Raw genomic sequence first — 20,923 nt, 5'->3', positions numbered from 1 at the left:
AGCCTGCCAAAAAAAGCGTCAATCATGACCAGACGACGGGGAGACACCGCGCGATGAGCGCCGCAATTGAACTCGATAATGTCTGCTGCGATTTCGGAACCTTCCGGGCCGTGGACAATGCGAATGTCGCCATCAAGCCGGGCGAATTCTTTTCCTTCCTTGGCCCGTCGGGCTGCGGCAAAACCACGATCCTGCGCATGATCTCGGGCTTTATCGAGCCGACGGGCGGGGTAATCCGAATCGGTGGGCAGGATGTGAAGGGCAAACGCCCGAACCAGCGCCCCACCGCGCTGATCTTCCAGAACCTGGCGCTGTTCCCGCTGATGCCGATCTGGGAGAACATCTCGTTCGGGCTTGAGGTGCGCGGCGTCGACAAGGCGGCGCGGCGGGCCAAGGCCGAGGAACTGCTGCGGCTGGTCGATCTGCCCGGGGCTGCCGACAAGATGGTCAGCCAGTTGTCCGGCGGCCAGAAGCAGCGCGTCGCCATCGCCCGCGCCCTGGCGGTGGAGCCGAGCGTGATGCTGCTGGACGAGCCGCTGTCGGCGCTTGATCTCAAGCTGCGCCAGCATATGCGGGCGGAATTGCGCGCCATCCAGAAGCGGACCGGCGTGACCTTCATCTACATCACCCATGACCAGGGCGAGGCGCTGGCCATGTCGGACCGGGTGGGCGTCATGTCCCAAGGCCGCATCCAGCAGATCGCCGACCCGCGCGAGATCTACAACAATCCGGTCAACGGCTTCGTCGCGAGCTTCGTGGGCGAGAACAACATATTCGAGGGCACGCCCGGCCCGGTGGCCGATGGCTTTGCCGGCTTCGACACGCCCGAGGGCCGCTTCCGCGCCCGCATCGCCCCCGAGGCGGTGGGCAAGCCGGTGAAGCTTTATGTCCGTCCCGAACACACCGTGCTGACGACCGCGCCGGGGACCGAGAACTCGGTGCCGGTGACGGTGACCGAAGTGTCCTTTGAAGGGGCCTTCATCTCGGTCCTGAGCGAGACCGAGACCGGCAAGAGCGTGGTGGCCGAGATCCGCAATGATGGCGCCGCGACGGTGCCGCAGATCGGTACGCAGCTTCACGCGGGTTTCGCGGCGGAACGGGCGGCGCTTTTGCCCGACGCCAACGTGCGGGGCTGACGCCATGCAGGACATGCTGCGCCGCTATGGCATGGGGCTGACGCTGACGATCTGCCTCCTCGTCGCCTTCTGGCTGTTGATGCTGGTGATCGTTCCCAACATCACGCTGTTCGAACAAAGCTTCCGGCCCTATCTGCCGGTGACCGAGATCGGCGGGCCGAAGGATGTCTATTCCTTCAACAACTTCCTGAAGGTCTTCAACGGAGACACGCAGGTGACGCTTCTGGGCTTCACCTTCAACATTCCGGTCCATGTGCTGACCTTCTCGCTGACGATCCTGTACTCAATCCTGGTGACGGTGCTGTGCTTCTGCCTGGCCTATCCGCTGGCCTATTACATGGCCAAGATCGTCAACCCCAAGACCCTGCCGACGCTTCTGCTGCTTCTGTTCATCCCGCTCTGGGTGTCCGAAGTGCTGCGCGCCTTTGCCTGGTGGATCATCCTGGCGCTGAAGGGGCCGTTGAACTCGCTGTTCCTGTTCATGGGCGTGATCGACAAGCCGGTGCGCTGGATCGTCGACTATAATGGCGTGATCATCGGCCTGGTCTATACCTATGTCCTGTTCATGCTGTTCCCGATCTACAACGCGATCCAGTCCTTGGACACCAACCAGATCGAGGCGGCGGAAGACCTGGGCGCACCCTGGTGGAAGATCCACCTCAAGATCGTGATGCCCCATGCCAAGCCCGGCATCGCCAGCGGATCGGTCATGGTGTTCATGCTGTCGGCCGGTTCGCTTCTGGTGCCCTCGATCCTGGGGTCCACCACGTCGCAATGGTTCACCCAGACCATCGACCAGTGGTTCAAGGACGCGCTGGACTGGAACACCGCCTCGGCCTATGCGCTGCTTCTCCTCATCCTCTGCACCGTCTTCGTCTCGCTGGCCATGTGGGTCTTCAAGGTGAAGCTGTCGGACATCGCGAAATAGGGGCGGGCACATGCACAAGTTCAGATTGGGGCTTGCCCATCTTTATACCTTCCTCTTCCTGATCTACCTGCTGGCGCCGCTGGCGGTGATGTCGGGGGCGGCGTTCAATGACAGCAAGCTGCCCTCGATCGTGCCCTGGCGCGGCTTCACCTGGCGCTGGTTTGCCGAGCTTTGGGCCGATGAGCGGATGCTGATCGCCTTTGGCAACACGCTGGTCGTGGCTGTGGCCGTCGCGGTCCTGTCGGTGATCGTCGGCACCGCTTCAGCCATCCTGATCAACTCGATCTCGGGGCGGCTGCGCACGGCGCTGTATGGCATGATGATCTCGACCATCCTGATCCCGGGCGTGGTGATCGGCATCTCGACGCTCTTGATGTGGACCAAACTGGGCGGGCTGATCTTCGGGGCGGATGACAGGATGTTCCCCTTCATACCAGGCCTGCATCTGAGCGTGCTGGGCCAGGTCAGCTATATCGCCGCCATGGTGATGCTGCTGGTTCTGGCGCGGCTGCAAAGTTTCGATGGCGGGTTGGAAGAGGCGGCGCTGGATCTTGGCGCGAGCCATGCCCAGGTGATGCGCCGCATCCTGCTGCCGCATCTTTACCCGGCGATCGGGGCCGGGGCGGCGGTGGCCTTCTTCCAGTCGATCGAGAATTTCAACGTCACCCAGTTCACCCGCGGCGGCAAGGACACGCTGACCGTCTATGTCTTCTCGAAAGTGCGGGCGGGGATCACCCCCACGATCAACGCGCTGGCCTTCCTGCTGATCTGCATCACACTGGTGCTGGCGGTCTGGTACGAAATCGCACGGCGCAGGCGCGCCCGGATCGAGGCGGCGCGTGAGGCCGAGGCGCGGCGGGCCGAAGCCATGGCCGAGATCACCGGGGCGGCGTGATCGCGCGAGCGCCCGGGGGCACACCCCCGGGCCTCCGTGGAGACTTTCGACCAAGACGAAGGGGTCAGCGCGCGAGGAGCGTGCTGACCAGGTCTGAACCGGGATCGGCCAGCGCGTCGATCACGTCGAAATGGTGCCGGTCCGGCGCGGCGGTCCAGGGGCAGGACCATTCTTCCGACAGCGTGCGGGCCTGCCAGAGAAAGGCAGGCCTTTCCTGCGCGCCGACCCAGACATGGGCGCTGGTGCCAGGGCGCAGGGTCAGGCGGGCAGGGCTTTCGCTGGCCGCCTCCTGCGCATCGATCCGCAGGGTCTCGTTCATCCGGGTGGCGATCAGCGGCCCAAGCTCGGACAGGGGCGAGATCGGCACGACGCGGGCGACGGGCAGATCTAAATCGGCGCAGCCCATCCGGGCGGCAAGGTGCCCGCCCGCGCTGTGCCCGGTGACATGGATCGGGCCGGGCGACAGCGTCGCGACATGGCGGATGGCCCTGGCGATCTCCTGCGTCATGTCCGCGATGCGGGCCGCGGGGGCCAAAGTATAGCCGGGCAGGGCGACGGCCCAGCCGCGCGCCAGCGCACCGGCGGCGAGATGCGAGAAATCGGCCGGCGCGAAGGCCATCCAATAGCCGCCATGGACAAAGACCAGCGTGCCCTGCGATGTGCCCTCCGGCACGAATAGGTCGAGCCTCTGGCGCGGGGCCGGGCCATAGGGCAGGTCGAGCCGCGCGCGCCGGCCAAGGGCGGCGCGGAACGCGGCGGCTTCGGACTGCCAGCGGAGCGGAACCGCTTCGGCGCCGGAGATGAAGGCGCCGTTCGCATAGTCGCGGTCGGCATCGGGCCAGGCATAGGGGATCATGGTTTGCGCGCTGCGAGATGGGTGGGGCAATGTTCGCCCGTGTCGAGAACCGGGATCATCCGCTGCCAGATCGCGATATTCTGGGCGACGAAATCCGGCCCGACGATCTTTGCCGCCTCGGCCCCCGTCGCGCCCTGCATCCGCGCGACCTCGCGCCGCGCCTCGTCGCGATACCAGGCATTGCGCGAGGTGATCGTGATGTCGGTGAAGCCATTGGCCTCGAAGGCCTGCCGGTAGCGGGCGGGCGTCGCCATGCCGAAATCCAGCCCCTCGGCGGCGATATAGGCGGCCATCTGGGGCGAAATCTCTTCCGTGCCGATCAGCCAATCCGAGGCCAGCAACCAGCCACCGGGCTTCAGCACCCGGGCGACCTCGGCCATCAGGGCGTGCTTGTCGGGGATATGGACGATGGAATCTTTGGAAAAGACCACATCGAAGGTTCCGGGCGGAAAGGGCAGCGGACCGGGCGCGGCTTTCACCAGACCGATCCGTGCGGTCAGCCCGGCAGCCTGCACCAGCGCCCGGGCGCGCGACAGGACCGGGTCTTCCACATCCAGCCCGGTGACGAAGCCTGCGCCATGATCCTGCACCAGCGCCAGATCTATGCCGCCCGCGCCACAGCCGATATCCAGCACCGATTTGCCGCGCAGGTCATGGCCTTCCAGCACGCGGGCCACCTCGGCCTTGCCGCCGGGCGACAGGAAGCCAATCCCCCAGACCGCCTCGAGCATGGCGATCATCCGGGGCGGGTAATGGTCTTCCGATGCGCTCACATCACGGCTCCGATCTGCCAGGGCACGAATTCCGCCCCGCCAAAGCCGAGCTGTTCCGACAATGTCCGCTCGCCCGAGGCGACCGCAATGATTTTCTCAAGGATCTCGCGGCCCTTTTCCTCGATGCTGGTGCCGTCAAGGATATCGCCGCAATTGATATCCATGTCCTCTTTCATGCGGCCATACATCTCGGAATTGGTGGCAAGCTTGATGCAGGGGCTGGGCTTGTAGCCGGAAACCGAGCCGCGCCCGGTGGTGAAGACGATCATCGTCGCGCCACTGGCGATCTGGCCGGTGACCGAGCAGGGGTCGTAGCCGGGGCTGTCCATATAGGTGAAGCCGGGCGTGGTGATCGGTTCGGCGAATTTGTAGACGCCGGACAGCGGCGCCGTGCCGCCCTTGGCGACCGCGCCCAGGGATTTCTCAAGGATCGTCGTCAGCCCGCCGCGCTTGTTGCCGGGGCTGGGATTGTTGTCCATCTCGCCCTCGTTGCGGGTGGTGTAATCCTCCCACCACCGGATCCGGTCCAGCAGCTTTTCGCCCACCTCGCGGCTGACCGCGCGGCGGGTCAGCAGATGTTCGGCGCCGTAGATTTCCGGGGTTTCCGACAGGATCGTCGTGCCACCCATCGCGACCAGCAGGTCCGAGGCATGGCCGAGGGCGGGGTTCGCCGTGATGCCGGAATAACCGTCAGAGCCGCCGCATTGCATGCCGATCATGAGATGCGAGACCGGGACGGGCGCCCGCCGCGCCCGGGCCGCGACCTGCGCCATTTCGCGCAAGACGCCAAGCGCGCGGTCGATGGTGGCCCGCGTGCCGCCTTCGCCCTGGATCGTCATGTAGCGGAAATTGCCATCAGGGCGCAGGCGGCCCTGACCGACAAGGTCTGGCACCTGCATGACCTCGCATCCCAGGCCGACCAGAAGAATGCCGCCGAAATTCGGGTTACGGGCATAGCCCTTCAACGTGCGCATCAGGGTCTGGTAGCCCTCGTTCGAGCCGGACATGCCACAGCCGGTCTGGTGGACGATGGGGACGATGCCATCCAGTCCGGGCAGGGCGGACAGATAGGGGTCGCGCTCGGCCGCCTCGGCGATGAAGCGCGCGACCGAGCCGGAGCAGTTCACCGAGGTGAGGATGCCCAGATAGTTGCGGGTGCCGACCGTGCCGTCGGCACGATGATAGCCCTGGAAGATGCGCGGCGGCAGCGGCGTGACCGGGCGCAGATCGGCGCCGATGGCATAATCGTCGCTATGCGGCGCCATGCCCAGATTGTGGCTGTGAATATGGGCGAAGGCCGGGATTTCCGCCGTCGCCTGGCCGATGATCTGGCCATAGCGGATGACATTCTCGCCCTTGGCCAGTGCATGGGTTGCAATCTTGTGCCCCCTTGGTATGGGCTGCACCAAAGGGCCATCCAGCCCGGCTGGCCGGCTGCCCGCCGCAAGATCGGAAAGTGCTATGACCACATTATCCGCGGCGTTGAGCCGGATGATCCCCTCGGCCATCTTGTCCCCTTTCTTGACAGGCGACTGCGTTCGCCTAACATGTTAGCATGTTACAGCCGATGTCTCCCGCTTCTCAAGTGGAACCGCAGCGCGCCCTGATGCCGCTGGACAGGTTTGTCGGCTCTTTGGGGCAACGGGTCTATCAATGCCTCCGCCAGGCGATCCTGTCCTTGGTCTATGGACCCGGAGAAATCCTGCGCAAGCCCGAGATCTGCGAGGCTCTGGGCGTCAGCCGCAGCCCGGTTTCGGATGCAGTGGCGCGGCTGGCGGCCGAGGGGCTGGTGGATGTGGTGCCGCAGGCGGGCACTTTCGTCGCGCGGTTCTCGATGGAGGAGATCCGCGAGGGCGTCTTTCTGCGCGAGGCGATCGAGCTGGCCGCGATCGAACGGGTGGCGGACACCGTGACGGAAGAGCAGTTGCAGCTTCTGCGCCGCAATCTGACGGTCCAGGCGGCCTTGGTTCGGGATGGCGATATCCCCGGCTTCTATCAGTCTGATGCGGCGATGCACGAGCTGCTTTTGTCCTTCACCGGCTTTCGCAAGCTGGCGCAGGTGTCGGAAACTGCCTGGCTGCATGTGAACCGGGCGCGGCAGCTGATCCTGCCGGTGCCCGGCCGGGTCGAGGCGACGCTGGAGGAGCATCGGGCGATCCTTGCAGCCCTGGAATCGCGCGATCCGGCGGCGGCGCGGGCGGCGGTGAAGCTGCATCTGTCGCAGCTTCTGCGCTATCTGGAACCGCTGGAGCGCGACCGGCCCGATCTTTTCCGTCCGGGGAAATGACCAGCTGGGGATGATCCTGCCATGACATTGCTCAACCGCCCCCGCTATGCCACCAGGCTGAACGCCTTCAAGACGCGGGGCGGCGGGATTGCGCAGATGCTGGCGGCGGCGGGGCAGGTGGGCGGGCTGGATGCGGCCGACCTGAATTATCCCGACCATTTCGACGGGCAAAGCCCGGAAAGCCTGTCGCGGCTGCTGGCCGATCAGGGCATGGCGCTGAACGGGCTGGCCATGCGCTATTACACTGATCCCGGCTTCCGGCTGGGGGCCTTCACCCATCCCGAGGCAAGGGTGCGCCGCGCCGCCATCGACCAGACCAAACAGGGCATCGACGCCTGTGCCGCGATGGGCGGGCAGGTGATGACGCTGTGGATGGGGCAGGACGGGTTCGACTACGCATTTCAGGTCGACTACGCCCGGCTCTGGGATCTGACGCTGACGGCCCTGGCCGAACTGGCCGACCACCTGCCCGCGATGGACATCGCAATCGAATACAAGCCCAACGAGCCGCGCGCCTTCGCTCTGATGCCCGATATGGCCAGCACGCTTCTGGCGCTGCGCGATCTGGACCGGCGCAATCTGGGGGTGACGCTGGACTTCGCCCATGTGCTTTATGCCGGAGAGATGCCCGCGCAGGCGGCCGAAATGGCGCTGCGTCACAGCCGCATCCTGGGGGTCCATCTTAATGATGGCTATGGCAAGCGCGATGACGGGTTGATGGCGGGCGCGGTGCATCCGGTGCAGACGGTCGAGCTTTTCGTGGCGCTGATGCGCGGCGGCTATGACGGGGTGATCTATTTCGACACTTTCCCCGACCATTCCGGCCTGAACCCAGTGGACGAGGCGCGCGAGAACATCCGCCTGACCGAGAGGCTGCGCGCGGTGGCGGCGCGATTGGCCCAAGATGCCGCTCTGGCCGAGGCGCAGGCCCGGCAGGATGCGGCGGCGGTCAGCCGGATCGTCACGGGGACGCTCTATGGCTAGGCCGGTCGTCCTTGTCGCGGGCTCGCTGCATCTGGATACGATCGTCGCGGCGCCGCATCTGCCCGCGCCGGACGAGACGGTGACGGGCAGCAGCGTGACGCAGGCTTTCGGCGGCAAGGGCGGCAATCAGGCGGTGGCGGCGGCCCGGATGGGCGCGCGGGTCATCATGGCGGGTGCGGTGGGCATGGATGCTGCCGCGTCCGTGCTGCGCGCGACCCTGCAAGCGGCAGGGGTGGATCACGCGCCGGTGCAGGCTGTGCCCTGCGCCTCGGGCATGTCTGTCGCCATCCTTGACCCGCAGGGGACGTATGGCGCGGTGATCGTTTCGGCGGCAAATTTGGTCTTCGATCCGGCGCAGGTGACGTTCCCCGCAGGGCTGTCGGTGCTGGTCTTGCAGAACGAGATCCCCGAGGGGGCAAACCTTGCGCTGGCGCGGCGGGCGGCAGGGGCGGGCGCGCGGGTGATCCTAAATGCCGCCCCAGCGCGTGCGCTGTCGCCCGAGCTGCTGGCGCTGTGCGACCTTCTGGTGGTGAACCGGGGCGAGGCGGCGGCGCTCCTGGGCGGAACCCACAGCCCGCGCGCTGCGGCGCAGGCTTTGGCCAAGCTGGGGCCGAAGGAGGTGATCGTGACCCTGGGGGGTGACGGCGTGGCGGCCTTGTCCTTCGTGCAACCGGCCTTCCCGACCCGGGTCGTCTCGACCCATGGCGCGGGCGACATGTATGTGGGCGCGCTGGCGGCGGAATGGGCGCGCGGCGTCGGGCTTGAGGCCGCCAGCCGCTTTGGCCAGGCCGCAGCGGCGCTGCATGTCGCGGCAGGGCCTGAGGGGCGCGAAACGATCACCGAGGCGCGGGTGCGGGCACTGGCGGATTAGCCGATCGGCGCCTCCGGCGCGATCAGCCCCTCGTCGCGCAAGGCCCGCCAGAGATCCCCGGGGATCTCTGCCGTCGCGGCGCGCAGATTGCCTGCCATCTCAGCCGGGCTTTGTCCGCCCGGAATCACACTGACCACGGCGGGGTGCAGCAGGGGAAAGCGGAAGGCGGCGTCGATCAGCCTTGTGCCATGGGCGGTGCAGAGCGCCTGCAAGCGGGCCGCACGCTCCAGCACCCATTCCGGCGCCGGGCCGTAATTCCAGGTCGCCCCCGGATGCGGCCCGCGTGCCAATATGCCGGAATTATAGGGCCCGCCGATCACCACACCCACGCCCCGGCTTGCGGCAAGCGCCATGAAGGGCAGGCTCTCTTGTTCCAGCAGCGTGTACCGTCCGGCCAGCAGGAAAAGATCGAAATCGCCGCGCTCCAGCAGCCACAGACCCGGCTGCCAGTCGTTGATCCCGGCGCCGAAGCCCGCGATCACGCCTTCGTCACGCAGGCGCAGCAGCGCGCGGTAGCCGCCGGCCATGAACTGGTCGAGCCGCGCTTGCAGCGCCTGCGGCGTGCCATGGTTGAAAAGGTCGAGATCATGGGCATAGAGGATGTCGATGCGGTCCAGCCCCAGCCGTTCAAGGCTGAACTCGACGCTGCGCAGCACGGCGTCATGGCCGTAATCATATTCCTCGCGCCGCGAGGGCACCTCGAACCATTTCCCGGCACCATCACCCTGGCCCGGCGGCACCGCATGCAGGATGCGCCCGACCTTTGACGACAGGACATATGAGCTGCGGTTCTTGCCGCGCAGGAACGGGTTCAGCCGCGTCTCGGCCAGGCCCAGGCCGTAAAGCGGCGCCGTATCATAATGCCGCACGCCGCCCGCCCAGGCAGCATCCAGCGTCTCGCGCGCCTCGCTTTCCGAGACCGCGCGGAACAGGTTGCCGATCGGGGCCGAGCCGAAACCCAGCTCGGTGAAGCGCAGCCCGCCCGTGCCATGGCGGTCCCATAGTCTTGTTGCCAGCATCGCGGCCTCCCTGTCGCTGACATGCTAGTGTGCAAGCCCTTCCCGGCCAATCCCTTTCGCGTTAGCGTGGTCGAAGCAGGGAGGATCACATGTCGCGTTTCAAGGCCGTTTTCGGGACGGGTAAGCCTGTTATTGCCATGGTGCATCTTGGCGCGATGCCTGGCACACCGCTGTATGATGCCAAAGCCGGGGTGGAGGGCATCGTCGCGGGCGCAAGGGCCGATCTGCGTGCCCTTCAAGCGGCAGGCGTTGATGCGGTGATGTTCGGCAACGAAAATGACCGGCCCTATGAACTGAAGGTCGATATCGCGTCGACCGCCACGATGGCGGCGGTGATCGGCCGGTTACGCGACGAGATCACCGTGCCTTTCGGGGTGAATGTGCTATGGGATCCGATGTCGACCATGGCGTTGGCCGTGGCGACGGGCGCCGCTTTCGTGCGCGAGATTTTCACCGGCACCTATGCCAGTGATATGGGCGTCTGGGCACCCGATGCGGGCGCGGCGCGACGCTATCAGGCGCGGCTGGGTATTTCCGGTGTGGCGACATTGTACAATGTTTCCGCCGAGTTCGCGGGATCTCTTGATCCACGTCCTCTGGCGGACCGGGCACGGTCTGCGGTGTTTTCCTCGGTCCCGGATGCGGTTCTGGTCTCGGGCGCCATCACCGGCGAGGCGGCGGAGATGCGCGATCTTGAGGCGGTGAAAGCCGCGCTGCCGCAGGTGCCGGTGCTGGCCAATACCGGCGTGAAGCACGCGACCGTGGCCGATGTGCTGCGCGTGGCGGATGGCTGCATCGTCGGCTCGGCCCTGAAGGTGGGCGGCGATACCTGGGCGGCGGTCGATCCCGACCGGGCCAAGGATTTCATGGAGCGGGTGCGCGCGGTGCGGGGGCGGTGATGGGCAAGGTTATTGGAAGAAATTCGCAAACTCCTTCGAAGGAAGCTGCGGGAAGCGCCCGATGATCCGCGATATTCTGAAGGAGCTGATGTTGATCCCCGGGCTCTCGGGCCATGAAGATCGGGTCGCGGCGGCCATCGCTGCCCATCTGGACCGGCTGGGCCTGGCGCATCGGTCGGACCGGCTGGGTAATCTGTCCTGCGATCTGCCCGGCGATCCGGCCCTGCCGCGGGTGATGATCTTCACGCATATGGACCAGTTGGGCTTTGTGGTGCGCAAGATCGAGGCCGACGGGCTGATCCGGCTGGAGCGGCTGGGCGGCGTGCCGGAACGCGCGCTGGCGGCGCAGGCGGTGGTTCTGTGCACCGCGCAGGGCGACCTGCCCGCCGTGATCGCCAACAAGTCGCATCACGCCACCACGCCCGAGGAGAAATACCGCGTCCTGCCCTATGCAGAGCTTTACGTCGATGCCGGATTCTCAAGCCGTGACCAGGCCTTGGCCGCCGGAGTTCAGATCGGTTGTCCGGTGTGCTACGCCCCCCGCGTGCTGGATCTGGCGCAGGGCCGTATCGCAGGCACCTCGGTTGATGACCGGGCGGGCTGTGCGGCGCTTCTGGCGCTGGCGGCGGCGCGGCAGGGCAAATCCGGCCCGCCCCTGACGCTGGTCTGGTCGGTGCAAGAGGAATACAACCTGCGCGGCGTCCTGCCCGCGGCCCAGGCGGCCGCACCCGATATCGCCCTGCAGATCGACCTGCTGCTGGCCTGCGACACACCGGATATGGCGGCGCGCGGCGAGGTGACGCTGGGCGGCGGTCCCGGCATCTCGCTCTATTCCTTTCACGGGCGCGGCACGCTGAATGGCGTGATCCCGCATCCCGCCCTGGTCCGGCTGGTCGAGGACGCGGCGCAGGGCGCCGGGCTGCCCTTGCAGCGCAGCGCCCATACCGGCGCGCTGACCGACCTGTCCTATGTCCAGTTCCTGGGCGCGCAGGGTGTGGCCTGCCTCGATGTCGGTTTCCCGATGCGCTACACGCATTCCGCTCTGGAAGTGGTTGATCCTGAAGACATATCAGGACTTGTCGTCCTCTTGGGCGCGGTGCTGGATGCCATAGGGCCCGACCTGAAGCTGGAGCGTGGCGCATGACGCTGTTCCTTGGCCTTGATATCGGAACCTTCGAATCCAAGGGTGTGCTGGTCGATGAGACCGGTGCGATCCGCGCCGAGGCCCGCCATCCGCACAAGATGCTGGTGCCGCAGCCCGGCTGGGCGGAACACCGGGCAGAGGAAGATTGGTGGGGCGATTTCGTCAGCATCACCAACGCGTTGCTTACCACTCCTGACATCAGGGCAGAAGAGATCGCCGCCATCGCCTGTTCCGCCATCGGTCCCTGCATGTTGCCGGTCGATGCCACCGGCGCGCCCTTGACGAATGGTGTCTTGTACGGTGTCGACACCCGCGCCATCGCGCAGATTGCGCGGCTGAATGCCGAGATCGGCGAGGCGCGCATCTTCGCAAGCTGCGGCAATGCGCTGACCTCTCAGGCCGTGGGGCCAAAGATCCTCTGGCTGCGGGACACTTCGCCCGAGATCTTCGAAAAAACCGCCATGGTGCTGACTTCGACAAGTTATCTGGTCTGGAAGCTGACCGGCGCCTATGTGATCGACCACTACACCGCCGCCAATTTCGCGCCGCTTTACGATGTACGACAGCAGGGCTGGACCGATGCGCTGGTCGATATCCTGCCGCTGGATCGGCTGCCGCGCCTGATGTGGTCGACCGAGATCGCGGGCCACGTCACCGCCGAAGCCGCCGCCGCCACCGGCCTGCCTGCGGGCATCCCCGTCACCTGCGGCACGATCGACGCGGCGGCCGAGGCGGTCTCGGTCGGCGTGGCCAGCCCCGGCGAGATGATGGTGATGTATGGCTCGACCATCTTCACCATCATGGTCACCGACCGGCCGCTGCGCGACGCGCGGCTGTGGTATGCGCCCTGGCTGTTTCCGGGCATGCATGGCTCGATGGCGGGGCTGGCGACAAGCGGCACCCTGACCCATTGGTTCCGCGACACGCTGGCGCCCGGCGCGGATTTCGGCATCCTTGCCGCCGAGGCGGCGACCAGCCCCAAGGGGGCGAAGGGCCTTCTGTGCCTGCCGCATTTTTCGGGCGAGCGCACGCCGCTGCATGATCCTGCGGCGAAAGGCGCCTTTTTCGGCCTGAACCTGACTCATACGCGCGGTGATCTCTATCGCGCCGTGCTTGAGGGCATCGCGGCCGGCACGGCGCAGATCCTGGACTGCTACCAAGAGCTTGACGCCGTGCCGGACCGCCTGCGCGCCGTGGGTGGTGGGGTGCAAAACGCGGTGTGGTTGCAGGCGACCTCGGACTTTGCGGCCCTGCCGCAAGAGCTCTGCGCCCGCTCGATCGGGGCCAGCTACGGCGATGCCTTCCTGGCCGCCCTTGCCATCGGCGCCGCCAGGCCCGCTGATATCGCAACCTGGAACCCGGTCGCGCGGCGGGTCGAGGCGGAAAGGGTCCCGGCCTATGACCGGCAATATCCCTTGTGGAAAAGGCTTTACACGCAGACGCGGGACATCTCCGCCGAGCTTTAGGCCTGCCCCATCACTTTGGCTGCAAATATACCCGCCAGGGCCGCCGCCCTTTCCGCGGGGGCCGCGGGCCGACTTATTTCACCGCACCGGCCGCCATGCCCTTGATGATATAGCGCTCCAGCGCCACGCCGATCACGATCAGCGGCAGGATCGCGGCGAAACTCAGCGCCGCCATGCTCCACCAGGAAATGCCCTGACTGCCGGTCTGGCTGGCGACCATCACGGGTAAGGTATTGGCATGGGTCGAGGTCAGCAGCGCCGCGAAGAAATATTCGTTCCAGGTCAGCACCAGCGACAGGATGAAGGCCGCGACCATGCCAGGGAGCGCGATGGGCAGGATGATGGTCAGGAAGGCCCCCCAGATCGACAGGCCGTCGACCAGGGCCGCCTCTTCCAGCTCGGTCGGGATGGTGGCGAACTGGTCCTTCATGATCCAGATGACGATGGGCAGGACCGACAGCGTATAAAGCAGGATCAACCCGATCCGCGTGTCATGAAGCGCAAGCTCGCGGTAAAGCACCAAGAAGGGCAGCGCCAGCACGACCGGCGGCAGGATCAGCTGCGAGAGGAAGAAGAAGGAGATATCCGAATTCTTCATGAAGCCGAAGCGGTAGGAAAACCGCGACAGGCCATAGGCGGCAAGGCTGCCCAGAGCCACGGCCAGCGCCGAGGAGGTCAGCGACACGATGGCGGAATTCCAGAACCGCTTGAGGAACTCGGCCCGCACCGTGCTTTCCTGACCGATGGTCTTGGGCGACAGGCCGATCGATTCCCAGCCTTTCCATTTCGGCGCGAAATCGACATAGGGAACCATGTTCCCCTTCATCACATCCGGCGCCATCTTGAAGCTCGTAGTGGCGGTCCAGTAGATCGGGAAGAGGCAGATCACCGCCCAGAGGATCAGCGCGCCATAAATCGCGCTGCGGCTGGCCCACCATTTGATCCGATAGCCGCGATCAGCCTCGGCATCCTTGAAGATCTGGGTCGTGTCGGTTCCGGTCACAGGCGCGGCCTCATCCAACGGTCGGCAAGTTTCATCAAGACGGTCATCAGGATCACGATGATCACCAGATAGACCATGGCCAGCATCGTGCCGTAACCGACATTCGAGCGCTCGCGATATTCCCGGAAGATGAAGCTGGTGACCGTATCGGTCGCGCCCCCGGGGCCGCCGCTGGTGATGTTGATCACGATATCGGCGAGCTTCAGCTTGAAGATGATGCGGATCATCACGGCGGTGATCGAAACCGGCAGCATCAGCGGGAAGGTGACCTCCCAGAAACTTTTCCACCCGGTCGCGCCGTCCACGCGCGACGCTTCCTGCAATTCTTTGGGGATCGCCTGCAAACCCGCCAGAAGCATGATCATCATGAAGGGGATGAAGGTCCAGGCGTCGAGGATCATGATCGTTGCCTTGGCCATCCAGGCGGTCTCGAAAAAGGCCGGATTCTCCCATCCCAGGGCGCGGGCAAGCCGGGCAAGGGGGCCGAAGCGCGGTTCCAGCATCGACTTGCCGATCATCCAGGACACCGCGACGGGCGAGAGCATCAGGGGCAGCAGGAAGGCGACGCGAAAGAACTTGCGCGCGCGGATCTGCCCCGCAAGCAGCAGGGCAAGGCCGAAGGCGATGGCATATTCGACAAGGATCGCCAGCAGATACCAGACCATGTTGCCAAGGGCGTTCCAGTAGAACGGGTCGTGCCACATCTGCACCAGGTTGTCGGTGCCGTTGAAGACGCGGCCCGTGGGCGACGACAGGTTCCAGTTGGAAAAGGCGATCATCAGCCCGAAGAGAAGCGGGAACACCGTCAGCGAGACCACGAACAGCGCCGCGGGCAGCACGAAGAGCGTGCGCTTGCCGCGCTCGCCATGGATCAGCACCTGACCGGCGCAGAGGCAAACCGACCACAGGACGTAGGCGTAAAGCGTGGGCCGCCAGTTCTGGAAACCGAAATCGTGCTGGCCCAGGGCCTGGAGCATCTGCGCGCAGCCAAGCCCGGCCAGCAGCGCCGCCGAGCCCCAGATCAACCCCTGGCCCAGCATCCGCCGGGCTGGGGAAATATTGTCGTTGGTCACGACATGGAGAAGGTCGCCTTCGCTCATGACTAACATGTTAGCAACCGCGCTTCAGCCTATCTAGGGAAATCCTTCGCGCGCTTGCCTTTTCTGCTGCGCGCTCATAAATGATATATTATAACAGTATGATTGGGGTGCGACGATGGAAAACAGCTGCGATGTGGCAGTGGTGGGCGGCAGTTTCGCGGGGCTGAGCGCGGCCCTCATGCTGGGGCGGGCGCGGCGCCGGGCGGTGGTCTTTGATACCGGTCTGACCCGCAACCGCTTTGCAAGCCACGGCCATGGCGTAATCGGGCTGGACCATCGCGCCCCGGCCGAAATCGTAGCGGCGGGACGGGCCGATCTGGCGCGCTATCCCACGGTGCAGGTCGTCGATCTTGCAGTCACGGGGATCACGGGAGGCGAGGGGGCGTTTGCCCTGACCGATGCGGAGGGTAGGGTGTGGCAGGCCAAGCGGGTGATCCTGGCCCATGGCATGCGCGACATCCTGCCCGACCTGCCGGGACTGGCCGAAGGCTGGGGCCATTCGGTTCTGCAATGTCCCTATTGCCATGGATTCGAGGCGGCCGACCTTCCGACCGCTGTGCTGCTGACCCATCCGGGCGTCCTGCATATTGCCCAGATCGTCACCGACCTGACCGCCGACATGGTGCTTTTCGCCAACGGTCAGGACCTTGCGCCGGAGGTGGCGCAGATGCTGGCCGCCCGTGGCATCGCAGTGGAGCCTGAGCCCGTGGTCGCGGTCGAGGCGCCGGGCGGGGCGCTGCGCGCCGTCGTTCTGGAAGGCGGGCGGCGCGTGCCGCGTGCGGTTCTGTATCTGACGACGCGGCCCGAGCTTTCCGTACCTTTCGCGGCGGAACTTGGCGCTGCGCTGGACGAGGGCCCCTTCGGCCGTCACCTCAAGGTGGACATGCTGCAACGCACCAGCATTCCCGGTCTGTTCGCCGCGGGTGACATCACCCGGCCCTTTTACGGCGCGCCGGTTTCCTTGGCCGAAGGCAATCGGGCCGGGGCGGCGGCGCATCAGTCGCTGCTGGGCCTCTTGCCACCGATGCAATAGGAAAGGGCGCGCCGAGACGCGCCCTTCCGGCCTGCCAGGGATCGGAGGTCACATCCCCAGGCTGGCCTTATACAGCTTGATCTGGCTGTCGCGGCCGATCTGATCGGTGATCTTCTCCCAGGCGGCGGCGATGGCATCTGCCGTCTCCTGTGCCGATTTGTACTGCCCGGCATAGCCCTTGGCCAATTCGTCCTCGGCCACCGAGTAATATTGGAAGATGCCCGGAATCCGCGGCTCGATCGCGGCATTGGGGTGGTTGTAGCTGTCGAGATTCGAGCCGAGATAATCCTCGATGAAGGCGCGGTCATAGCCCGCCGCTTCCCATTCGTCGTACTGGAAGTGGCTGTTGCGATAGGGCTGGAAGCCCGACGGGTAGGCCGCCGTCCACAGCGACAGGTCCTTGCCGCCCAGATGCGCTGCCGCCGACCAGGCCGCCTTGCGCTTCTTCTCGTCGCCCGAGACGCGGCTGGTCACATAGACGCCCCAGCCGATATAGGCCATCAGCGGTGCCTCGTTCGCGGTCTCTTCCCAGGCGGCGGCGGTGTGGTTGTAGCGCCGGTCCGAGCCGGGGTTGATGCCGAAGCCGACCACATCGCCCACGACCGACGTGTCCGAGGTGCGGGCCGAGGATCCGACATCGCCCCACCACATCAGCATCGAGCCGGTGCCGGCCAGGAACTGGCTGAAGGCGGTGGTGCCGGGGTCGGCATTGATCTGGTCGGGCGGGTAGACGCCGGCGGCGATCAGGTCCATCACGTCCTGGAAGGCCTGCACCCAGCCCGGGTTGTTGACCATGGGCTTCATCGTGTCCGGCTCGAACAGCCAGGCGCGGTTGTCTGGCATCTTGACATAGGATGTCGCCCGGTTGGCCACGAAGTAGAAGCCGAAGCCGCCCCAGCCTTTCAGCGGGTCAAGATAGCCATAGGCGGGCAGGCCGGTCAGCGGGTCGGTCTGGCCCTTCAGCGCCTTGGAGACTTCGTTCACCTGCTGCCAGGTCTTCGGCACCTCGGCCCCGCCGATCGCGCCCTCGCCGAAGTAATCCTTGCGATAGCTGAAGGTGTGGCAGTCGCCGTCGATGGTGACGCGGTATTTCTTGCCATCCCAGGTGCCGACCGGCGGCTGCAGATAGCCCACAAGGTCGGTATCGTCGATCTGTGTTGCCACCCAGTCGGGCATCTCGTCCAGCAGGCCGCGGCCCGCCGTGTCGCCCTCGAAAGGCGCGCCCATTTCGATGATGTCGAAATCGACCGTGCCGGTCGCGATCGACTGCTGCAGGCGCGCGTTGTAATCGGCTTGCGCCAGGTCGATCCAGTTGATCTTTGCGCCGGTATAGGTCTCCCACGGCTTCAGGAAGCCGCGGAACAGCAGGTTGTGCAGGTTCTGGTTGTTGAGCCCCATGAAGGTCAGCTCGACCCCCGCGAATTCGCCCTCGGCCACATTCGCCTTGGTGGCGGCCAGGCACAATTCACCCACCTTCTGCCAGTCGGCATCCGTCGGGCTGCCCGCGCCAACGCCCGGAATGGCCAGGATCTGGGCGCGGATATCGTCTTGCGCCAGCGCGCGGTTGGCGGACAGCGGCACGGCGGCCAAAGCCCCCAGCGCCGTCGCGCCTTTCAGGAAGCGGCGGCGGCTCAGGCTTGCGGCATAGCGGTAGAGTTCGACTTTCACTTCAACTTCCTCCCATTGGCCCCCGTCCTGGCCGGATGCGGCTGGCGGGTCTGTTGTGGTTGACGTGTCTGGGTCTGGCAGGGCGGGGGCCGGGGGGCGGCGATCCATGCGCCGAAGCCCGGCAACCAGCGGCATGCGGGGCCTCCCCTCCCCATCTGTCCCCTGTCCTTGAACGCAGCTTCGCAGGGGCGCGGCATATCTGTCAAGCATCTAACATGTTAGTATGTTCAGCCGGGCTGGACAGGGCTTTCGCCGCTGGCTTACAGTCGGGGCAAGGGATGGGGGGCAGGGATCATATGGCCGAAGTGACGATCCGCGCGCTGCGCAAGATGTATGGCGGGCTACAGGTCATTCATGGTCTGGATCTCGACATTGCCGATGGCGAATTCGTCGTTCTGGTCGGGCCTTCGGGCTGCGGGAAATCCACGCTGCTGCGCATGATCGCCGGGCTTGAGGAAGTGTCGGCAGGCGACGTGATGATCGGACCGCGCCGGGTGAACAACCTGCCGCCCTCGGAACGCGACATCGCCATGGTGTTCCAGAGCTACGCGCTTTACCCGCACAAGACCGTGGCGGCCAATATGGGCTTTCCGCTGAAGATGCGCGGCATGGCCAAGGGCCAGATCGACGCACGGGTGGCGCGGGCGGCCGAGATCCTGGGCCTGACGCCCTATCTCGACCGCTATCCCCGCGCCATGTCGGGCGGCCAGCGCCAGCGCGTCGCCATGGGCCGCGCCATAGTGCGCGACCCGCAGGTGTTTCTGTTCGACGAGCCGCTGTCGAATCTGGATGCCAAGCTGCGCGTGCAGATGCGGGCCGAGATCCGCGAGCTGCACCAGCGGCTGAAGACCACCACCGTTTATGTGACCCATGACCAGATCGAGGCCATGACCATGGCCGACAAGATCGTTGTCATGCAGGGCGGCAGGATCGAGCAGGTCGGTGCGCCCTTGGACCTCTATGACCGCCCCGCCAACACCTTCGTCGCCAGCTTTATCGGCAGTCCGGCGATGAACATGCTGCCCGGTGTGGCTGAGGCAGGGGGCGTCCGCGTCGCCGGCGGTGCCCTGCTGCCGGTGCCGCCCGCGGTCAAGCTCGCCGCCGGGCGCGAGGTGATCTATGGCATCCGCCCCGAACATCTGGCCGTCGGGCCGGGCCTGTCGGGCAAAGTGGCCGTGGTTGAGCCCACGGGTTCGGAAACCCATGTCATCCTGCGCCCCGAGGACGGCGGGGCAGAAGTGGTCGCGCTGTTCCGCGACCGCGTGGCGTTCCGCCCCGGCGACACGCTTGCCCTGGCGCCGGAAGCGGGCAAGGTGCATCTCTTCGACAAGGGTTCGGGAGTGCGGCTCTAGGGGCTGACCCCGGGGGCTCTGCCCCCGGACCCGCAGGATTTCGACCAGGATGAAGGGGCAGGGAGGGGGTTTCTGATGCTCAAGGGAATAGACAACCGGCTGAATGCCGAGGTTCTGGCCTGCCTGCGCGCCATGGGCCATGGCGATGTGCTGATCGTGGCGGATACCAATTTCCCCTCGGATTCCGTGGCGCGGGCCACGGTGACGAGAAAGCTTCTGCGCATGGAGAACCTGACCTGCGCCGAAGCGGTGGAGGCCATCCTTTCGGTGCTGCCGCTGGACACGTTCGTCGAGGATTTCGCGGGGCGCATGGAAGTGGTGGGCGCGCCGGAGGAGGTGCCGCCGGTGCAGGCCGAGGTGCAGGCCGCGATCGACCGCGCCGAGGGCAAGCCGCGCAGGATGGTCTCGATCGAGCGATTTGCCTTTTACGACATGGCGCGACAGGCCTATGCGGTGATCCAGACCGGCGAGCGTCGCTTCTACGGCTGTTTCATGTTCCGCAAGGGCGTGATCCCGCCCGAAGCCTGACAGGAAAGACCAACATGACCAAACCCATCGTGATCCTCGGCATCTTCGTCGCCGACACCGCCTATCGCGCCGAGCGCATGCCGAAGATGGGCGAGACCATCCTTGGGCGCAGCTTCGTGCTGGGGCCGGGTGGCAAGGGCTCGAACCAGTCGGTCGCCGCCGCCATGGCGGGGGGGCGGACCCATTTCATCACCCGTCTGGGCAAGGACGATTTCGCTGCCATCGCGCGTTCGACCTGGGAAAAGGCGGGGGTGCGGCCCGAAGTGAGCGAAGATGGCGAAAGCTATACCGGGGCCGCTTTCATCTTTCTGGAAGAGGCCACCGGCAACAATGCCATCATCGTCTCGCCCGGCGCTGCCGCGCGGATCTCGGCGCAGGATCTGGAGGAGCGGGCCGATCTGATCCGCGGCGCCTCGGTCTTTGTCACCCAGCTGGAACAGCCGATCGAAGCGGCGCGGGCCGGGCTGAAGATCGCGCGCGCGGCCGGGGTGACGACGATCCTCAACCCAGCCCCGGCGGCGGCGCTGGATGATGCGCTCCTGGCGCTGTGCGACTACCTGACCCCCAATGAATCCGAGGCCGAGGGTCTGACCGGCCTGCCGGTCACCACCCTGGCCGAGGCCGAAGCGGCGGCGGATGCGCTTCTGGCGCGCGGCGTCGGCGCGGTGATCATCACCCTGGGCAGCAATGGTGCGCTGTACCGCGACAAGACCCGTTCAGTCCATGTGCCGGTGATCAGCGCCGGGCCGGTGGTGGAAACCACGGGCGCGGGCGATGCCTTCAACGGCGGCTTCGCCGTCGCCCTGTCGGAAGGCCGTGACGTGGTGGAGGCGGTCCGCTTCGGCTGCGCCACCGCCGGGATCAGCGTCACCAGGCCCGGCACCGCGCCCTCGATGCCGTCCCGGGCCGAGATCGACGCGCTTCTGGCGCGGCAGTGACGCCGGCGCGCTGCCGCCCGATTTTTATAGAATTGTCACACAA

20 protein-coding genes are annotated in these 20,923 nt (G+C 65.9%); 13 read left to right on the top strand and 7 right to left on the bottom strand.

Going from position 1 to position 20,923, the window contains the following annotated elements; all coding sequences use genetic code 11:
* Positions 1-53: 53 nt before the first annotated feature.
* Genes ACED67_RS04335 through ACED67_RS04325 form a run of 3 tightly spaced genes read left to right on the top strand, consistent with a single transcriptional unit; the run spans position 54 to position 2,959 of the window.
* Complete coding sequence (locus ACED67_RS04335) at positions 54-1,136, top strand: ABC transporter ATP-binding protein (RefSeq protein ID WP_395540304.1); 1,083 nt, start codon at positions 54-56, stop codon at positions 1,134-1,136.
* Positions 1,137-1,140: 4 nt separating this feature from the next.
* Complete coding sequence (locus ACED67_RS04330; RefSeq protein WP_395540303.1) at positions 1,141-2,064, top strand: ABC transporter permease; 924 nt, start codon at positions 1,141-1,143, stop codon at positions 2,062-2,064.
* A 10-nt stretch (positions 2,065-2,074) separates the two neighbouring features.
* Positions 2,075-2,959, top strand: coding sequence for an ABC transporter permease (locus ACED67_RS04325; RefSeq protein WP_395540302.1), 885 nt, complete (start codon positions 2,075-2,077; stop codon positions 2,957-2,959).
* 64 nt (positions 2,960-3,023) lie between these two features.
* On the opposite strand, the gene ACED67_RS04320 is transcribed toward ACED67_RS04325, so the two are convergent.
* Genes ACED67_RS04320 through ACED67_RS04310 form a run of 3 tightly spaced genes read right to left on the bottom strand, consistent with a single transcriptional unit; the run spans position 3,024 to position 6,096 of the window.
* A complete protein-coding gene (locus tag ACED67_RS04320; protein ID WP_395540301.1) occupies positions 3,024-3,815 on the bottom strand; it encodes a hormone-sensitive lipase in 792 nt (263 codons plus the stop codon).
* Positions 3,812-4,588: a methyltransferase domain-containing protein gene (locus ACED67_RS04315; RefSeq protein WP_395540300.1), complete on the bottom strand. Its 777-nt coding sequence runs from the start codon at positions 4,586-4,588 to the stop codon at positions 3,812-3,814. The genes ACED67_RS04320 and ACED67_RS04315 overlap by 4 nt, the downstream gene beginning before the upstream one ends.
* Positions 4,585-6,096 (bottom strand): UxaA family hydrolase, encoded by a 1,512-nt coding sequence (locus ACED67_RS04310; RefSeq protein ID WP_395540299.1) that lies wholly within the window; start codon positions 6,094-6,096, stop codon positions 4,585-4,587. The genes ACED67_RS04315 and ACED67_RS04310 overlap by 4 nt, the downstream gene beginning before the upstream one ends.
* A 59-nt stretch (positions 6,097-6,155) precedes the next feature.
* Here ACED67_RS04310 and ACED67_RS04305 point away from each other — a divergent pair, with 59 nt between their 5' ends.
* The 3 genes from ACED67_RS04305 to ACED67_RS04295 are packed head-to-tail and all read left to right on the top strand — an operon-like array spanning position 6,156 to position 8,730.
* Complete coding sequence (locus tag ACED67_RS04305) at positions 6,156-6,875, top strand: GntR family transcriptional regulator (RefSeq protein ID WP_395540298.1); 720 nt, start codon at positions 6,156-6,158, stop codon at positions 6,873-6,875.
* 21 nt (positions 6,876-6,896) lie between these two features.
* Positions 6,897-7,859, top strand: a complete 963-nt coding sequence (locus ACED67_RS04300; protein ID WP_395540297.1) for a sugar phosphate isomerase/epimerase family protein — start codon at positions 6,897-6,899, stop codon at positions 7,857-7,859.
* Positions 7,852-8,730 carry a PfkB family carbohydrate kinase gene (locus ACED67_RS04295; RefSeq protein WP_395540296.1) on the top strand — a complete coding sequence of 293 codons (879 nt, stop codon included), beginning with the start codon at positions 7,852-7,854 and terminating at the stop codon, positions 8,728-8,730. The genes ACED67_RS04300 and ACED67_RS04295 overlap by 8 nt, the downstream gene beginning before the upstream one ends.
* On the opposite strand, the gene ACED67_RS04290 is transcribed toward ACED67_RS04295, so the two are convergent.
* Positions 8,727-9,749, bottom strand: coding sequence for an aldo/keto reductase (locus ACED67_RS04290; RefSeq protein ID WP_395540295.1), 1,023 nt, complete (start codon positions 9,747-9,749; stop codon positions 8,727-8,729). The genes ACED67_RS04295 and ACED67_RS04290 overlap by 4 nt on opposite strands.
* A gap of 89 nt (positions 9,750-9,838) precedes the next feature.
* Here ACED67_RS04290 and ACED67_RS04285 point away from each other — a divergent pair, with 89 nt between their 5' ends.
* The 3 genes from ACED67_RS04285 (at position 9,839) to ACED67_RS04275 (ending at position 13,258) form a co-directional block, all read left to right on the top strand.
* On the top strand, positions 9,839-10,648 hold the full coding sequence (locus ACED67_RS04285; protein ID WP_395540294.1) for a BtpA/SgcQ family protein: 810 nt from the start codon (positions 9,839-9,841) through the stop codon (positions 10,646-10,648).
* 61 nt (positions 10,649-10,709) lie between these two features.
* Complete coding sequence (locus ACED67_RS04280; RefSeq protein ID WP_395540293.1) at positions 10,710-11,792, top strand: M42 family metallopeptidase; 1,083 nt, start codon at positions 10,710-10,712, stop codon at positions 11,790-11,792.
* Positions 11,789-13,258, top strand: coding sequence for an FGGY-family carbohydrate kinase (locus ACED67_RS04275; protein ID WP_395540292.1), 1,470 nt, complete (start codon positions 11,789-11,791; stop codon positions 13,256-13,258). Before ACED67_RS04280 ends, ACED67_RS04275 begins: the two co-directional genes overlap by 4 nt.
* Positions 13,259-13,331: 73 nt before the next feature.
* Here ACED67_RS04275 and ACED67_RS04270 read toward each other — a convergent pair whose 3' ends face one another.
* Both ACED67_RS04270 and ACED67_RS04265 read right to left on the bottom strand, forming a co-directional pair.
* Positions 13,332-14,261: a carbohydrate ABC transporter permease gene (locus ACED67_RS04270; RefSeq protein WP_395540291.1), complete on the bottom strand. Its 930-nt coding sequence runs from the start codon at positions 14,259-14,261 to the stop codon at positions 13,332-13,334.
* Positions 14,258-15,361 carry a carbohydrate ABC transporter permease gene (locus ACED67_RS04265; RefSeq protein ID WP_395540290.1) on the bottom strand — a complete coding sequence of 368 codons (1,104 nt, stop codon included), beginning with the start codon at positions 15,359-15,361 and terminating at the stop codon, positions 14,258-14,260. Before ACED67_RS04265 ends, ACED67_RS04270 begins: the two co-directional genes overlap by 4 nt.
* A gap of 115 nt (positions 15,362-15,476) precedes the next feature.
* On the opposite strand from ACED67_RS04265, the gene ACED67_RS04260 reads away from it, so the two are divergent.
* Positions 15,477-16,394, top strand: a complete 918-nt coding sequence (locus ACED67_RS04260) for an NAD(P)/FAD-dependent oxidoreductase (RefSeq protein WP_395540289.1) — start codon at positions 15,477-15,479, stop codon at positions 16,392-16,394.
* A 48-nt stretch (positions 16,395-16,442) separates the two neighbouring features.
* Here ACED67_RS04260 and ACED67_RS04255 read toward each other — a convergent pair whose 3' ends face one another.
* Positions 16,443-18,062 carry an extracellular solute-binding protein gene (locus tag ACED67_RS04255; protein ID WP_395540288.1) on the bottom strand — a complete coding sequence of 540 codons (1,620 nt, stop codon included), beginning with the start codon at positions 18,060-18,062 and terminating at the stop codon, positions 16,443-16,445.
* A 296-nt stretch (positions 18,063-18,358) separates the two neighbouring features.
* Here ACED67_RS04255 and ACED67_RS04250 point away from each other — a divergent pair, with 296 nt between their 5' ends.
* From ACED67_RS04250 to rbsK, 3 genes are all read left to right on the top strand, one after another.
* A complete protein-coding gene (locus ACED67_RS04250) occupies positions 18,359-19,414 on the top strand; it encodes an ABC transporter ATP-binding protein (RefSeq protein WP_395540287.1) in 1,056 nt (351 codons plus the stop codon).
* Between the two features lie 75 nt (positions 19,415-19,489).
* Complete coding sequence (locus tag ACED67_RS04245; protein WP_395540286.1) at positions 19,490-19,942, top strand: RbsD/FucU family protein; 453 nt, start codon at positions 19,490-19,492, stop codon at positions 19,940-19,942.
* Positions 19,943-19,956: 14 nt separating this feature from the next.
* Positions 19,957-20,880, top strand: a complete 924-nt coding sequence (rbsK, locus tag ACED67_RS04240) for a ribokinase (protein WP_395540285.1) — start codon at positions 19,957-19,959, stop codon at positions 20,878-20,880.
* Positions 20,881-20,923: the final 43 nt, after the last annotated feature.

Source organism: Neotabrizicola paludis (assembly GCF_044142105.1).
Taxonomy (GTDB): Bacteria; Pseudomonadota; Alphaproteobacteria; order Rhodobacterales; family Rhodobacteraceae; genus Pseudogemmobacter.
This window is presented reverse-complemented; position numbering and strand designations above follow the sequence as displayed.

Excerpts from the sequence above, each read along its gene's own strand:
- ACED67_RS04335 (WP_395540304.1), top strand. The coding sequence starts at position 54 with ATGAGCGCCGCAATTGAACTCGATAATGTCTGCTGCGATTTCGGAACC.
- ACED67_RS04330 (WP_395540303.1), top strand. The coding sequence starts at position 1,141 with ATGCAGGACATGCTGCGCCGCTATGGCATGGGGCTGACGCTGACGATC.
- ACED67_RS04325 (WP_395540302.1), top strand. The coding sequence starts at position 2,075 with ATGCACAAGTTCAGATTGGGGCTTGCCCATCTTTATACCTTCCTCTTC.
- ACED67_RS04320 (WP_395540301.1), bottom strand. The coding sequence starts at position 3,815 with ATGATCCCCTATGCCTGGCCCGATGCCGACCGCGACTATGCGAACGGC.
- ACED67_RS04310 (WP_395540299.1), bottom strand. The coding sequence starts at position 6,096 with ATGGCCGAGGGGATCATCCGGCTCAACGCCGCGGATAATGTGGTCATA.
- ACED67_RS04305 (WP_395540298.1), top strand. The coding sequence starts at position 6,156 with ATGTCTCCCGCTTCTCAAGTGGAACCGCAGCGCGCCCTGATGCCGCTG.
- ACED67_RS04300 (WP_395540297.1), top strand. The coding sequence starts at position 6,897 with ATGACATTGCTCAACCGCCCCCGCTATGCCACCAGGCTGAACGCCTTC.
- ACED67_RS04295 (WP_395540296.1), top strand. The coding sequence starts at position 7,852 with ATGGCTAGGCCGGTCGTCCTTGTCGCGGGCTCGCTGCATCTGGATACG.
- ACED67_RS04290 (WP_395540295.1), bottom strand. The coding sequence starts at position 9,749 with ATGCTGGCAACAAGACTATGGGACCGCCATGGCACGGGCGGGCTGCGC.
- ACED67_RS04285 (WP_395540294.1), top strand. The coding sequence starts at position 9,839 with ATGTCGCGTTTCAAGGCCGTTTTCGGGACGGGTAAGCCTGTTATTGCC.
- ACED67_RS04280 (WP_395540293.1), top strand. The coding sequence starts at position 10,710 with ATGATCCGCGATATTCTGAAGGAGCTGATGTTGATCCCCGGGCTCTCG.
- ACED67_RS04275 (WP_395540292.1), top strand. The coding sequence starts at position 11,789 with ATGACGCTGTTCCTTGGCCTTGATATCGGAACCTTCGAATCCAAGGGT.
- ACED67_RS04265 (WP_395540290.1), bottom strand. The coding sequence starts at position 15,361 with ATGAGCGAAGGCGACCTTCTCCATGTCGTGACCAACGACAATATTTCC.
- ACED67_RS04260 (WP_395540289.1), top strand. The coding sequence starts at position 15,477 with ATGGAAAACAGCTGCGATGTGGCAGTGGTGGGCGGCAGTTTCGCGGGG.
- ACED67_RS04250 (WP_395540287.1), top strand. The coding sequence starts at position 18,359 with ATGGCCGAAGTGACGATCCGCGCGCTGCGCAAGATGTATGGCGGGCTA.
- ACED67_RS04245 (WP_395540286.1), top strand. The coding sequence starts at position 19,490 with ATGCTCAAGGGAATAGACAACCGGCTGAATGCCGAGGTTCTGGCCTGC.
- rbsK (WP_395540285.1), top strand. The coding sequence starts at position 19,957 with ATGACCAAACCCATCGTGATCCTCGGCATCTTCGTCGCCGACACCGCC.